This is a genomic window from Parafannyhessea umbonata (genome assembly GCF_900111255.1).
GTDB classification, from domain to species: domain Bacteria; phylum Actinomycetota; class Coriobacteriia; order Coriobacteriales; family Atopobiaceae; genus Olsenella_J; species Olsenella_J umbonata_A.
Genome location: NZ_FOGP01000002.1, coordinates 300,659 through 314,901, shown reverse-complemented (window position 1 = coordinate 314,901; position 14,243 = coordinate 300,659). Strand labels below are relative to the sequence as shown.

Here is a 14,243-nt window from a genome sequence, read left to right as displayed (position 1 = left end):
TCGTCGAATCTGGCGTACGAACCAGCCTTCGCGTTTCTGGAGGATCCGCTTCCTCAGGCGTTCTTGTCGCAGCCGTCGGGAATTGCTCCTCTCGGAATCGGCTGCCTGCCTGTGGGGAGGCGATGACGCAACTCTATGGGGTCGACGTGGCATACGGGAACGAGTCCGTGACAAAAGGGACCTCTAATGTGCGCGAGGCTCGTCCCCTGACGTGGTACGTGCTTGATGACGGCTCTTGGATCGCTTTCATCCCCAGCCGGGATGTCCTGGCCTCTGCCGATGTGACTGATGTCGCCGGCGGCTCGCACTCAATCTTCTACGTCTCTAGCAGGAGGCCATCATGGTAAGACTGACTTCCTCGAGCGCGTGCTCGCGGGCGAGGTCGACCAGCTCGCTGGCCCAGAACGGCTCGCCCAGCTGCGGGTCCTCGTCGAGCGCGAAGATTGTCAGGGTATATCCGTGGTCCGCGTCGGGCGGGCATGGGCCCACGTAGCCAACACCGATCTCCGGCTCGGACTTGCAGGCAGAGTTGTAGCCCTGCTTGATGCGGGCGGCGCAGCCGCGGCTCAGGTCGTCGGGCGCCTCCCAGGTGCCGTCGAAGTCCGCGTGCGCGGGCGTCGCGACGGCGCACCAGTGGATCCAGGGGAAGCCACACACGGGAATGGAGTCCCAGTCCATGTAGAGGATGCCTAGGGCCCTCGTGCCCTCGGGGATGCCGGTGACTGCGAACGGGAACGATCTGCGGCAGGCCCAGCCCTCGCGGTCCATTACGTCGCTGCGCTTGGCGTAGCGCTCGGAAAGGTAACCGTCTTCGAGCTGCATCTGGATGTCCATGGGTCCTCCCTCGGTTGTGCGGCATGCCCGCGGAGTCCCTTTACCCTGCGCTTCGCCGCATCGGTTGTCTGTCCAAGAGGATATCCCACGGCAGCCGACCGCGCTTCAGCCGATATGTAAACGAGGCGCCCCGCCTGAAGGCGAGGCGCCTCTGCATGTGGGGCGGTGGCGCCGTCCGGGCGGATGAGGGCGGCGCCACCTAAGGGGAGTCGACTAGGGGGATCGGCGGGGGTGCAGTGACGCCGATCGTGCTAGTCTGCGTCGGGAGTCAGATGCCAGATGTCACGGTTGTACTCGGCAATGGTCCTGTCGGACGAGAAGAACCCGGCCTTCGCGATGTTGACGAGGCACTTGGACTGCCAAGTAGCCTCGTCCTCCGCCGCCTCGAGCATGCGGTCCTTCTCGGCGAGGTAGGCGTCGAAGTCCGGGAACGTCATGAACCAGTCCTTGCACATCAGCTCGTGGGCCAGGCGGTCCAGACTGTGGCCGTCGCCGGCCGCGAGCATGTCGTGGCTCAGCAGGAAGTCGACCGCGGCCTTGATGCGCTCGTCGTCCTGGTAGTAGGACATCGGGTCGTAGTCTCCGCGCTGGTAGCGGGCGATGACCTCGTCGGAGCTCTCGCCGAAGGTGAAGATGTTGTCCGCGCCGACAAGGCCTGCGATCTCGACGTTCGCGCCGTCCATGGTGCCGAGCGTGAGCGCGCCGTTGAGCATGAACTTCATGTTGCCCGTGCCCGAGGCCTCCTTCGAGGCGAGCGAGATCTGCTCCGAGATGTCGGCTGCGGGGATGAGCCTCTCGGCCGCGGTCACGTTGTAGTTCTCTATCATGACGATCTGCAGCCACTTGTTGGCGACGGGGTCCGCCGCGACGACCTGGCTCAGGCAGAGTATGGCGTGGATGACGTCCTTCGCGATGGTGTAGGCGGGCGCGGCCTTGGCGCCGAAGATGACCGTCACCTTGCGGCGGGGTAGCTTGCCGGCCTTGATGCCCAGGTAGGCGTCAATGGCCCAGAGCAGGTTGAGCTGCTGGCGCTTGTACTCGTGCAGTCGCTTGGACTGCACGTCGAAGACGGATTCGGGGTCGACCTTGGCGCCCTGGTGCCGCTCGATCCACGTCGCGAAGCGCTCCTTGTTGCGGCGCTTGATGGCCGCAAGCTCGCCCAGGAGGGCGTCGTCCTCGTGCTCGAGGAGGCGCTCCAGCTGCGTGGCGTCGTGCCTCCAGCCGTCGCCGATGGTCCTGTCGACAAGCGCCGCGAGCTCGGGGTTGCAGGCGATGCACCAGCGACGGAAGGTGATGCCGTTGGTCTTGTTGTTGAAACGCTCGGGGTAGAGCCTGCGGAAGGGTGCGAGCTCGACGTCCTCGAGGATCTTGGTGTGCAGGGCCGCGACGCCGTTGGTGGAGTGCGACAGGTGGATGTCCATGTTGGCCATGTGCACGTTGTCGTGCTCGTCCACGATCTGCACGAAGGGCTCCTTGCAGGACTTGCGCACGTCCGCGTCGAGGCGCTCGATGATCGGAACGATCTGCGGCGCCACCCTCTGCAGGAAGGACTTGGGCCAGCACTCGAGGGCCTCTGCCAGGATGGTGTGGTTGGTGTAGGCGCAGACGTCGCGTACGATGCCTCTGGCCTCGTCGAACGCGATGCCCCTCTGGACCAGGAGCCTGATGAGCTCGGGGATGATCATCGAGGGATGCGTGTCGTTGATCTGGACCGCCGCGTAATCGGCCAGGTCGCGCAGGTTGCTGCCGCGCTCCTCGCACTCGGCCAGAATCAGCTGGGCCGCGTTGCTGCACATGAAGTACTCCTGGTAGACGCGCAGGATGCGGCCTTCGTCGTCTGAGTCGTCGGGGTAGAGGAAGAGGGTCAGGCCCTGGGCGACGCGCCTCTTGTCGAAGGCGATGCCGTCCTTGATCAGGCGCTCGTCCGCACTGTCGACGTCGAACAGGCGAAGGCGCGCGCACTTGCTGCCGTAGCCGGTGACGTCGATGTCGTACAGGGTGCTGGTGACGTCGAAGTCGCCGAAGCTCACGGTCTGGTGGAGCGATGCCCTTCTCATCCAACTCTCCTGACCCCAGGTAAGCCAGCCATCGGGCGTCTCGCACTGCTTGTTGCCCAGGAAGCTCTGCCTGAACAGGCCGCAGTGGTAGGCAAGGCCGATCCCGTCGGCGGGAAGGCCGAGCGTTGCGCACGAGTCCAGGAAGCATGCGGCCAGACGGCCCAGGCCACCGTTGCCCAGGGAGGGCTCGCTCTCGAGCTCCTCGAGCTCCGCCAGGCTGCGCCCCGCCGCCGCGAGCTCTGCGCGAACCTGCTCGTAGAGGCCCAGGTTGATAAGGTTGTTGCTGAGCAGCTTGCCAATGAGGAACTCCGCCGAGACGTAGTACAGGCGCTTCTTGCCCTGGTTCGTTCCTCGCGCCTGGGCAGCGTCGCGCACCATGCGCAGCAGCGCGTTGAACAGCTCGAGGTTCGTGCAGTTCGCGATGGGCTTGCCCGCGTAGCGCGCGATGCCCGTGCCGGCGTCCCGCGTCTGGGTTACTGCATCTGCCATGGTTCTTCCTTTCGCTCGTCGGAACTAATGGCACTATAGTTGCGTCGAAGCGCTATTATGCTGCCAGATAGCAGCAAGAATTTGCACTAAGCTATCATTTCGCAGCTACAAGCAGAAAAAGGGGAGAAGTGCGCGGCGTTCGCGCCGTCCGCTCGCCCGGAAGGGGAGGCCGCACGTGGCCGAATCCGCCGCGATCGAGGGTCCCGCGAGGTCCGCCAGGCTTGCCGCCGGGACCGACTACGAGCGCTTTCGCGAACGCAAGCTGCACGAGCGCCCCGGCTTCGCCTACGTCACCTACCTCTGCACCATCCCCCTCGACTTCGACCGCGTGCCCGAGCACTGGCACGACCAGATGGAGGTCATCTACGTCAAGGCGGGCCGCGGCGTGGTCTCGCTGGACTTCGAGCGCCATGAGGTGGGGGCCGGGACCATCGTGGTGGTGTGCCCCGGGCGCGTCCACGCGATCGAGGGCGTCCCCGGCGAGCGCATGGAGTACGAGAACATCATCTTCTCGCTGGAGGCCTTCGACTCGCGCATGGAGGACGACTGGTGCCGCGACAACGTCCTGGTGCCCCTGCGCGAGGGGACGCTCTCGTTCGACTGCGTGCTCAGGCCCGGCGGCGCCCTGCACGACGAGGCGGCCCGTGCCCTGGACGCGGCCGATGCCGCATCCGCCGAGCGCGGGCCGGGCTACACCCTTGCGGTCAAGGGGAGCGTCTACCTGTTCTTTCGTGCGCTCTACGCGCACGCGGAGCGTGGCGCCGCTGTTGCGCCCAACGCGGTGGCCGAGCGCCTGAAGCCGGTGCTGCGCGAGGTCAAGCTCCATTTTGACAAGCCCATCAGCGTGCGCGAAGCGGCGGGGCTCGCCGGCTACAGCGCCGCGCACTTCATGCGGGTCTTCCGTCGCGAGACGGGCCAGACCTTCGTGAGCTACCTCAGGGCATACCGCCTGTCGGAGGCCGAGGCCATGTTGCGCCGCACCTCCGAGCCGATCTCGGCGGTGGCCGAGGGCTGCGGGTTCGACAGCGTGCCGTACTTCACCCGCAGCTTCAGGGCCGCCTACGGCTGCGCGCCGCTCGCCTACCGCAAGAGGTGGGCGGCAGCCGCGGCCGAACCCGCGCCTAAGGCTGCGCCTGGAGGATGAGCGGCTCGCCCGCGCTGCGCACGACGCCGTCACTTACCTCGGCTCGCCCTCCCGAGACCAGGTCGCGGTAGCGTCCGTCGGGAAGGCTGACCTTGACCTCCGCCGCCTCGCCCGTGAGCGAGAGGACCGCCACCACCGAGGGATGCTGGTCCCCGACGCGGCCGCGACCCACGACGGCCACGTCCTTCTCGGCCGAAAGCGTCTGCGTCTCGAGGCCCGCGAGCGTCTCGTGCTTTATGCGGGCGAGAAGCGCGAGCAGGCCTGAGATGTCGTCTTTCGCTTCCCAGTCGATCGGGTCCTTGTCGAAGAGGCTGGGCTGGTGGGTCGCGCAGAGCTCTTGTCCGGCGTAGAGCAGGGTCGTGCCCTTCAGCACGAAGGCGAGCGCCGTCAGGTTGCCCAGCGAGTGGCCGCCAAGGCGCGAGGCGATGCGCGGCAGGTCGTGGTTCTCGAGGTAGCGCATCTTGCTCGCGCCCTCGGGGAAGACGAAGTCCTGGTAGTCCAAGAGGTCAAGAAAGTGCGCGAGGGTCGCCTTGCCGTCCAGGTAGTCGTCGAAGGCCTCCTGAACGTCGTAGGAGTACTCGATGTCGAAGGCGTCGAACATCTCGCTGTCGCGCGCGCAGTACATGCCCCGGGCACGCGCGGCCTGGGCGAACGAGCGATGCACGGTTTCGGCCAGCCAGACGAAGCCGGGGTGGACGCGCTCAACCTCCGTGCGGGCGCGCCTCCAGAAGTCGACGGGCACGAACGAGGCGACGTCGCAGCGGAAGCCGTCGACGATGCGGGCCCACGAGCAGAGCGTCTCGACTTGGTAGTCCCACAGGGCACCGACGTTGTAGTCGAGGTCGATTATGTCGGTCCAGTCGCCCACGTGGTTGCCCGGCTTGCCCGTGGCGGTGTGCCAGAAGAAGCCCGGGTGCTCCTCGAAGAGGACAGAATCGGGGCTGGTGTGGTTATAGACAACGTCTATCATGCAGCGCATTCCAGCCTGATGAATCGCGTTCACGAGGTGCCTGAGGTCGTCGAGGTCGCCGTACTCGGGGTTGACGGCGCGGTAGTCGCGAATGGCGTACGGGCTGCCAAGCGTCCCCTTCCGGCTCACCTCTCCGATGGGGTGGATCGGCATGAGCCAGACCCAGTCGGCGCCGAGCGAGCGTATGCGCCCAAGGTCGCCCTCGAGTGCGCGGAAGGTTCCCTCCTGCGTGTGGTTTCGCACGAAGACAGAGTAGATGACCTGGCTCGATATTGTATCTCTGCAGGTATGCGGCATGACAGTCCTTTCTTGACGGTTGGCGTGCCCCGGCGTGCGGGGTGGTGTCCGCGGCGGTTTTATCGCATAGCCGAGCACCTTGGCAACGCATCCCGTCGGCGAGATACCGCTCGCGGCCAAATTCGCTTCGCTCACGGCAAAAAGTCTCGGAAACGTTTCCAGACGATTCCGAGGCGGGCTATAACGATGTCAGCGGGAAGCCGGAAACGTTTCCAGTAACGTTTCCAGAATCGTTTTCGCCGCTATAGCCAATTTCAATAACGAAAGGGGAGACGGGATGACCATCAAGGATGTCGCTCGCTACTGTGGCGTTTCCGTCAGCACGGTCTCCCGCGTCCTCAACAACCACCCGGACGTGAGCAAGGAGGTTCGCGCCAGGGTCCAGGAGGCCATCGCGACCCTGCACTACGTTCCCAACAAGAGCGCCCGCGACCTCGTCGCCGCCCCCATGAACGCCATCGGCGTCGTCATCCGCGGCAGCGGCAACCCCTTCTTCACCCCCATCATCAACGCGATGGACGAGGAGGCTGACAAGCACGACTGCACCCTGATCTCCGAGCTCATCTCCGACCGCGACAACGAGATATCGGCCGCGGCGGAGTTCGTGCGCTCCAAGCGCCTCAAGGGCATCATCTTCCTGGGCGGTCGCTTCGACTACACACAAGACGAGGTCGCCAGCATCGGCGTCCCCTTCGTCTGCTGCACCTTCGACAACCAGTTCGGCGACCTGGACGAGTCGTCCTTCTCGTCGGTTTCCATCGACGATGCGGCGGAGGCCCTCAAGGCAACCGAGTTCCTTTTGGAGCACGGGCACCGCAAGATTGCCATCCTGCTGGACTCCGTCGACTCCAACTCCGTCGGCGCGCTGCGCTACAGCGGCTACTGCGCCGCCCTCAAGGATGCGGGCGTCCCCGTCGACTGCGACCTTGTGGTCCAGACGGGCGGGTTCTCCATGTCCTCCGCCTACGACGAGACCCTCGCGCTCCTGGGCAGGCGTCCGGACGTGAGCGCGATCTTCTCGATCTCCGACTCCATGGCCGTCGCCGCGATGAAGGCCATCTCTGACCTTGGCCGCCGCGTGCCCGAGGACGTCTCGGTCATCGCCATCGACGGCATCGAGTCTTCTCTCTACACGGTTCCAACGCTCACCACGCTCTGCCAGCCGCAGCAGACCTTCGGAAAGACTGCGGTTCAGGTGCTGATGGGCGTCTTGAACGACGGTGCCCAAAACGAGCACCTCAGGTTGGAAACTACCCTGCGTGTCGGAGGGACCGTAGGGAGTAGGTAGCGGTTTCGCTGAAGGTAAGCGAAGAAAGAGAAGAGGTTTTGATTATGAAGGCAATTACGCGTAGGTCTTTCCTCGGTGGCGCCGCCTCTGCGGCCGCCATTGCCGGTCTCACCGCATGCAGCGGCGGCTCTGGCAGCCAGGCTTCTTCTGGCGACTCTCGCAAGGGCAGCGTTTACTGGCTCAACTTCAAGCCTGAGCTGGACGAGGCCGCCCAGGAGCTCGGCAAGAAGTACACCGAGAAGTACCCCGACGTCAAGGTGAAGGTCGTCACCGCCGCCTCGGGCACCTACGAGCAGACGCTCACCTCCGAGATGGACAAGGACGCCGCCCCGACGCTGTTCGTCATCGGCAACAAGGCTGCCGTGAAGGAGTGGGGCAGCTACGCCATGGACCTCAAGGACACAGACCTCGTCAAGGCCCAGAGCACCGACGAGTACAACCTGAAGGACGGAGACAAGGTCGTCGCGGCAGGCTACTGCTACGAGTGCTATGGCATCTGCGTGAACGACGAGCTGCTCGAGAAGGCCGGCCACAGCAAGGACGACATCAAGGACTTCGCGTCCCTCAAGTCCGTTGTCGAGGACATCCACAGCCGCGCCTCCGAGCTCGGCTTCGACGCCTTCGTCGCGACCGACCTCGACGACGCTTCCTCCTGGCGCGTCACCGGCCACCTTGCCAACCTTGAGTACTTCTATGAGGAGAAGAAGTCCGGCAGCGCCTGGGACGAGTGCCCCAAGACCATCACCGGCGAGTTCCTGCCGCAGTACAAGAACCTGCTCGACCTCGCTATCAACAACAGCACCGTCGCTCCCAACACGCTCGCGACCGGCGGCCACGACCCCGTCACTGAGTTCTCCACCGGCAAGGCCGCGTTCATCTTCTCGGGCTCCTTCGGCTACGCCGACGTGAAGGACGGCGTCTCCAAGACCTCCTGCATCCCGTACTACTGCGGCGTCGACGGCGAGGAGAAGGCCGGCCTCAACTGCGGCACCGAGAACTGCTGGGCCGTCAACGACAATGCCTCCGACGAGGACAAGCAGGCGACCCTGGACTTCGCGCTCTGGCTCGTCACCGACCCCGAGGCCTCCAAGACCATGGTCGACGAGCTCGGCATCCTTCCCTTCAACGACGCACCCGAGGGCTCGAACCCGTACCTGAACGACGCCGCGGAGTACGAGAAGAACGGCTGCTACACGATGGATTGGGCCACCAACTACCAGCCCAACGTCAACACCTACCGCGCCGCCCTGGTCTCCGCCCTCAACTCCTACACCGCCGATCCCTCTGACGCGAACTGGGATGCCTTCAAGACGGCCTTTGTCGACGGCTGGGCCCAGAACTACGGCAAGTCCAGCGAGTAGCGCGCGCCGGCTTCCTTTCAAACCATTCGTACTACCTCGCACTTTTGCAGTACCTTCGCACGCAGGAGAGGCCGGGTGGGCGTCCGCCCTCCCGGCCTCCTTTCAAAAGGCTCGTTAGGGGCAACCATGAGTAAGAAAGCAAAGGGAGGCAGCATCCGGCAGAACTCCATCCGCAGATGGGCGGGCCTGTTCATCTGCCCGGTCTTCGTGGCGTTCTGCATCGGCTTCGTCTGGCCCTTCATCCAGGGAATCTATCTCTCGTTCTGCAACTTCAAGCTGGTCTCCAAGGCCACGTTCGTCGGGCTCGACAACTACGTCGCGGCCCTCTCAGATGCAAGCTTCGCCCACTCGTTCTGGTACACGGCGGCCACCACGATCGTCAGCCTGGTCCTTATCAACGTGATCGCGTTCTCCGTCGCCTACGTCCTCACCCAGAACATCAAGGGCTCGCATATCTTCCGCACCGTGTTCTTCATGCCGAACCTCATCGGCGGCATCGTCCTGGGATACATCTGGTCGATGATCTTTGACGGCATCCTCCAGGCCTACAGCACCTCGATTCTGCTTGACACCACGCTCGGCTTCTGGGGCCTGATCATCCTTATGTGCTGGCAGCAGATCGGCTACATGATGATCATCTACATCGCCGGCCTCCAGGCCGTGCCCGAGGACATGATCGAGGCCGCCAAGATCGACGGCGCGAACAAGTGGCAGGTCCTGTTCAAGGTGATCATCCCGAACGTCATGCCCTCGATTACCATCTGCACGTTCCTCTCGCTCACCAACGGCTTCAAGCTGTTTGACCAGAACCTGGCGCTTACGGGAGGCCTGCCCTACATCATCCAGCCCAACGGCAGCACCATCAACACGACCGAGATGCTCGCCCTCAACATCTACAACACGTTCTACACCACGGGTGCGGCCGTGCGCGGCGTCGCCCAGGCCAAGGCGGTCCTGTTCTTCATCCTCGTCGCCGGTCTCGGCCTTGCGCAGCTCGCCTACACCCGCAAGAGGGAGGTGCAGCAGTAATGGCAACCAAGGAAGAGACGCTCGCCTCCGAGAAGCGTCGCAAGACCATCATGTCCGTCGTGCTGGCCGTCATCTGCGTCATCTACGTCCTGCCGGTCGTCGCGGTCGTCATCAACTCGTTCAAGCTGAACACCTTCGTCAAGACCGACACTTTCGCGCTCCCCACGAGCGAGAGCTTCGCCGGCTGGGACAACTTTGTCAACGGCATGACCTTCGGCAACTACCCGTTCTGGAAGTCCGCCCTCTACAGCGTCATCATCACGGTCTCCTCGACCTTCCTGATTCTGCTGTGCTGCTCCATGGCGGCGTGGTACATCGCCCGCGTGAACTCCAAGTTCTGCAAGGTCGTCTACTTCCTCTGCGTGTTCTCGATGGTTGTGCCCTTCCAGATGGTCATGTTCACGCTCTCGAAGACCGCCGACACGCTCGACCTCAACACCCCGTGGACGATTCCCATCGTGTACCTTGGATTCGGCGCCGGGCTCGCAATCTTCATGTTCGTGGGCTTCGTGAAGTCCATCCCCCTCGAGATAGAGGAGGCTGCCGCAATCGACGGCTGCGGGCCCGTCCGCACCTTCTTCTGCGTCGTGCTTCCTATGCTCAAGCCCACGCTCATCTCCGTCGGCATCCTCGAGATCATGTGGGTCTGGAATGACTACCTCCTGCCGTACCTCGTGCTCGACATCAACGAGTACCGCACCATCCCCATCCACATCCAGTACCTCAAGGGCTCGTACGGCACCGTCGACCTCGGGGCGACCATGGCGCTCATCCTGATGAGCATCATCCCTGTCATCATCTTCTATCTGGCCTGCCAAAAGCACATCATCAAGGGTGTCGCCGCCGGCGCAGTTAAGGGGTAGAGATGAGAAGATCCAGCGCAATCATCCTGCCAATCTACGCCCTGCCGTCTCCCCACGGCATCGGCACCCTGGGTCGGGCCGCCTACGACTTCGTGGACTTCCTGTCCGACGCACACCAGGCCTGGTGGCAGCTGCTTCCGGTTGGCCCCACGAGCTTCGGCGACTCCCCCTACCAGAGCCCCTCGGCCTTCGCGGGAAACCCCTACCTCATCGACCTTGACATGCTCGTGGAGGACGGCCTGCTGACCCGGCAGGAGGCAGACGCCCCCGACTGGGGAGACGACCCCAGCAGCGTCGACTACGCCCTTCTCTACAAGAGCCGCGCCTCCGTCCTGAGGCTTGCCTTCGAGCGCGGCTTCGAGCGTGACCGGGGGGACGTGACGCGCTTCCGCTCGAAGAACGTGTCGTGGCTCGAGGACTACGCCCTGTTCATGGCCATCAAGCGCCACTTCGGCATGGTCTCGTGGCTCGAGTGGCCCGACGAGGCCATCCGCATGCGCGAGCCCGAGGCCGTCGCGGGCTACCGCGCGAAGCTCGCCGACCAGGTGGACTTCAACGTGTACGTCCAGTACCTGTTTTTCCGCCAGTGGGAGGCGCTGCGCTCCTACGCGGGCGAGAAGGGCGTCGGCATCATCGGCGACCTTCCCATCTACGTGGCGCTTGACTCCTCCGACGTCTGGGCCGAGCCCCAGTGGTTCCAGCTCGACCGGAAGAACATCCCCGTGGAGGTCGCGGGCGTGCCGCCCGACAGCTTCAGCGCCGACGGGCAACTCTGGGGCAACCCGCTGTACGACTACGACGCGATGGAGGCCGACGGCTACGGCTGGTGGAAGCGTCGCATCGAAGGTGCCTCCAGGCTCTACGACGTGATCCGCATCGACCACTTCCGCGGCTTCGAGTCGTACTACGCCGTGCCCTACGGCCAGAAGACGGCGCGCGGGGGCCGTTGGGTGAAGGGGCCCGGAATGGGCCTGGTCGGGACGCTCAAGAGGGCGTTTCCCAAGGTCGAGTTCATCGCCGAGGACCTGGGTTACCACACGCCCGAGGTCGAGCGACTTCTGGAGGACTCCGGCTTCCCCGGCATGAAGGTGCTCGAGTTCGCCTTCGACTCGCGCGACCAGAGCCTCTTTCTTCCCCACAGCTACGAGCGCAACAGCACCTGCTATGTCGGCACGCACGACAACCAGACGCTCATGGGCTGGAGGGAGGAGGCCGACCCCGCCGACGTCGAGCGTGCCCAGAGGTATCTGGGGCTCAACGCCGAAGAGGGCTTTGTCTGGGGCTTCGTGAGGGGCGGCATGTCGAGCGTCGCCACGCTCTTCGTCGCGCAGATGCAGGACTACCTCGGTCTTGGCACCGAGGCCAGAACCAACACCCCCGGCACGCTTGGGGGAAACTGGCAGTGGAGACTGCTGCCGGGTCAGATAACGTCAGAGCTCAGCGAGCGCATTGCCTCGATGACTCGCATGTATGGAAGGAGCGCGAGCTAGCCATGGCAGAGGTGAGCTTCAAGCACATCAAGAAGGTCTATCCGAACAACGAGCGCAAGAGCCGCAAGGGCAGGGGCGCCAAGGCCGAGAGGCCCGCGAACGTCACCGACGAGGGCGTCCTGGTCGTCAAGGACTTCAACCTGGACGTCGCCGACCGCGAGTTCATCGTGCTGGTCGGACCTTCCGGCTGCGGCAAGTCGACCACGCTGCGCATGATCGCCGGCCTGGAGGACATCACGGCGGGCGAGATCGCCATTGGCGGCAAGGTCGTGAACGACATCGCCCCCAAGGACCGCGACATTGCCATGGTCTTCCAGAGCTATGCCCTCTATCCCCACATGTCCGTCTACGAGAACATGGCGTTCCCACTCAAGCTGCGCAAGCTCCCCAAGGACGAGATCGACCGCAAGGTGCGCGAGGCGGCGGAGACCCTGGGCATCACCGAGTACCTCGATCGCAAGCCCAAGGCGCTCTCGGGCGGCCAGCGCCAGCGCGTCGCCATCGGCCGCGCCATCGTCCGCGAGCCCAAGGTCCTGCTGATGGACGAGCCGCTCTCGAACCTCGACGCCAAGCTGCGCAACCAGATGCGCGCCGAGATCATCAAGCTGCGCCAGAAGATCGACACCACCTTCATCTACGTCACGCACGACCAGACCGAGGCCATGACCCTGGGCGACCGCATCGTCATCATGAAGGACGGCATTGCCCAGCAGATCGGCACCCCGCACGAGGTGTTCGACCACCCCGCGAACCTCTTCGTCGCAGGCTTTATCGGCGTCCCGCAGATGAACTTCTTCGACGCGGACCTGGTCCGCACGGGCGACTCCTATGTCGTCAGGCTCGGTGGCTTCGAGGTCGCGCCCAGCGAGGAGAAGCAGGGCAATCTCAGGGCCAAGGGCGTCGGCTCCCAGAAGGTTACCCTGGGCGTGCGTCCCGAGCACATCACGCTCGCCACGCCCGACATGCCCTCGCTCACCGGTACCGTCGACGTGTCCGAGATGATGGGCTCCTCGGTGCACCTGCACATGTCCTCGCTCGGACAGGACGTCGTCGCCGTGGTCAACACCATGGACGCGACCGACCCCACCGTCGCGCATCGCCACAACGTGGGCGAGTCCGTCAACTACGCGTTCTCCGGCAACGCCATTCACCTCTTCGACAAGCAAAGCGGAACAAACCTGGAGTTCTAGAGAGAGCCCCCTCTTTCTTCGCCTCGTGCCGCAGCTCGGCGCGAGGCATCCACGGCCCCGGCGGCGAATTCATTCCAGTTGCCGCCGGGGCCGCTCTTCCGTGTCCTTCTTGCTTTGTCGCGCCGCCGGCCATGGGATAATCGTCGCATGATCACCACGCAGCTCAGTCGAGAGGAGTCCCCATGAAGGTCGCCGTCGTAGGAACGGGAATGATCGTCCGCATGGTCGGGCCGCACCTGGCCTCGTGGGGATGGGAGGTGTCCGACGTCGCGGGCACGTCCCTCCAAAAGGCGCAGGCGGTCACCCAGGAGCTCGGGGGAGAGCCGCACGTCGACCTCGGACGGATGCTCGCGCTGACCTGCGCCGAGGTCGTCTACGTGGCCACGCCCAACCACCTTCACCACGAGCACGTCCTTCGCTGCCTGCGCGCTGGCAAGAGCGTCATCGTCGAGAAGCCTCTCGCGTCCAACGCCCGGGAGGCCGAGGACCTCGCCCGCGAGGCCCGCGAGCGCGGGCTCTTCCTGTGGGAGGCGACCACCGTCTACCACCAGCCCAACTTCAAGGCGCTGCGCGAGCTGCTCCCACGCATCGGCAGCGTGCGCCTGGCCCTCCTGAACTACAGCCAGTACTCCAGCCGCTACGACGCCTTCCGCAGGGGAGAAGTGCTTCCCGTCTTCGACCCGAAGAAGTCCGGCGGTGCGCTGATGGACCTGGGACTGTACTGCCTCGCGTTTGCCGTAGGGCTGTTCGGCGAGCCATCTGGCGTTTGCTACGAAGCCAACGTCCAGCGGGGGATAGACACCTCGGGCGTTGCGCTGCTCGACTACGGTGATTTCAAGGCGGTCTGCGCCTGCGCGAAGGACAGCGCCGCCCCGCTCGTCCAGACCATCCAGGGCGACGACGGCTACCTGAGCCTCCGGACGCCTCCCAGCCAGGTGGGCCCCGTGACGCTGCGCCTCAACGACGGCCGCGAGGAGACCGTCGACCGCAACCCCCAGATCCAGTGGGAGTCGGAGTTCCTCGAATTCGCGGAAGACTACGCGGCCGGGAATGCGGGCCTTTCTCGCTCGCGCGAGGCTCTTGAGCTCTCGCTTGCGGTCAGCAGGGTGCAGACCAGGGCGCGCCAGTCGGCCGGTATCGTCTTTCCCGCCGACTAACACGGGCGAGCCGGTGGGCGTGCGGGAGCCCGGAAGGCTTCTGTGACAAAAGTCATATGGCGCGCGGATTGCCG

Annotated in this window: 11 protein-coding genes; 8 read left to right on the top strand and 3 right to left on the bottom strand. The window is 64.6% G+C overall.

The window, feature by feature from the left end; genetic code table 11:
* Positions 1 to 324: 324 nt before the first annotated feature.
* A complete protein-coding gene (locus BMY31_RS04105) occupies positions 325 to 834 on the bottom strand; it encodes a YbhB/YbcL family Raf kinase inhibitor-like protein (RefSeq protein WP_091008521.1) in 510 nt (169 codons plus the stop codon).
* A 251-nt stretch (positions 835 to 1,085) separates the two neighbouring features.
* Positions 1,086 to 3,380 (bottom strand): glycogen/starch/alpha-glucan phosphorylase, encoded by a 2,295-nt coding sequence (locus BMY31_RS04100; protein ID WP_091008519.1) that lies wholly within the window; start codon positions 3,378 to 3,380, stop codon positions 1,086 to 1,088.
* 175 nt (positions 3,381 to 3,555) lie between these two features.
* Between BMY31_RS04100 and BMY31_RS04095 the strand changes: the two genes are divergently transcribed.
* Positions 3,556 to 4,524 (top strand): helix-turn-helix transcriptional regulator, encoded by a 969-nt coding sequence (locus tag BMY31_RS04095; RefSeq protein WP_234970673.1) that lies wholly within the window; start codon positions 3,556 to 3,558, stop codon positions 4,522 to 4,524.
* Here the strand turns inward: BMY31_RS04095 and BMY31_RS04090 are convergent.
* Positions 4,502 to 5,791, bottom strand: coding sequence for an alpha-amylase family glycosyl hydrolase (locus tag BMY31_RS04090; RefSeq protein ID WP_091008516.1), 1,290 nt, complete (start codon positions 5,789 to 5,791; stop codon positions 4,502 to 4,504). The two genes, BMY31_RS04095 and BMY31_RS04090, sit on opposite strands and share 23 nt — an antisense overlap.
* A gap of 277 nt (positions 5,792 to 6,068) precedes the next feature.
* Here BMY31_RS04090 and BMY31_RS04085 point away from each other — a divergent pair, with 277 nt between their 5' ends.
* The 7 genes from BMY31_RS04085 to BMY31_RS04055 all read left to right on the top strand — a co-directional run bounded on the left by BMY31_RS04085 (position 6,069) and on the right by BMY31_RS04055 (position 14,169).
* Positions 6,069 to 7,079: a LacI family DNA-binding transcriptional regulator gene (locus BMY31_RS04085; RefSeq protein WP_091008514.1), complete on the top strand. Its 1,011-nt coding sequence runs from the start codon at positions 6,069 to 6,071 to the stop codon at positions 7,077 to 7,079.
* Positions 7,080 to 7,123: 44 nt separating this feature from the next.
* The gene (locus tag BMY31_RS04080) at positions 7,124 to 8,440 is read left to right on the top strand and encodes an ABC transporter substrate-binding protein (RefSeq protein ID WP_078686987.1); all 1,317 of its coding nucleotides are present in this window, start codon (positions 7,124 to 7,126) and stop codon (positions 8,438 to 8,440) included.
* Positions 8,441 to 8,566: 126 nt separating this feature from the next.
* Positions 8,567 to 9,469, top strand: a complete 903-nt coding sequence (locus BMY31_RS04075; RefSeq protein ID WP_078686986.1) for a carbohydrate ABC transporter permease — start codon at positions 8,567 to 8,569, stop codon at positions 9,467 to 9,469.
* A complete protein-coding gene (locus BMY31_RS04070) occupies positions 9,469 to 10,332 on the top strand; it encodes a carbohydrate ABC transporter permease (RefSeq protein WP_078686985.1) in 864 nt (287 codons plus the stop codon). The genes BMY31_RS04075 and BMY31_RS04070 overlap by 1 nt, the downstream gene beginning before the upstream one ends.
* 2 nt (positions 10,333 to 10,334) lie before the next feature.
* Complete coding sequence (malQ, locus tag BMY31_RS04065; RefSeq protein WP_091008511.1) at positions 10,335 to 11,822, top strand: 4-alpha-glucanotransferase; 1,488 nt, start codon at positions 10,335 to 10,337, stop codon at positions 11,820 to 11,822.
* 2 nt (positions 11,823 to 11,824) lie between these two features.
* The gene (locus tag BMY31_RS04060) at positions 11,825 to 13,012 is read left to right on the top strand and encodes an ABC transporter ATP-binding protein (RefSeq protein ID WP_078686983.1); all 1,188 of its coding nucleotides are present in this window, start codon (positions 11,825 to 11,827) and stop codon (positions 13,010 to 13,012) included.
* Positions 13,013 to 13,194: 182 nt separating this feature from the next.
* On the top strand, positions 13,195 to 14,169 hold the full coding sequence (locus tag BMY31_RS04055) for a Gfo/Idh/MocA family protein (RefSeq protein ID WP_091008508.1): 975 nt from the start codon (positions 13,195 to 13,197) through the stop codon (positions 14,167 to 14,169).
* Positions 14,170 to 14,243: the final 74 nt, after the last annotated feature.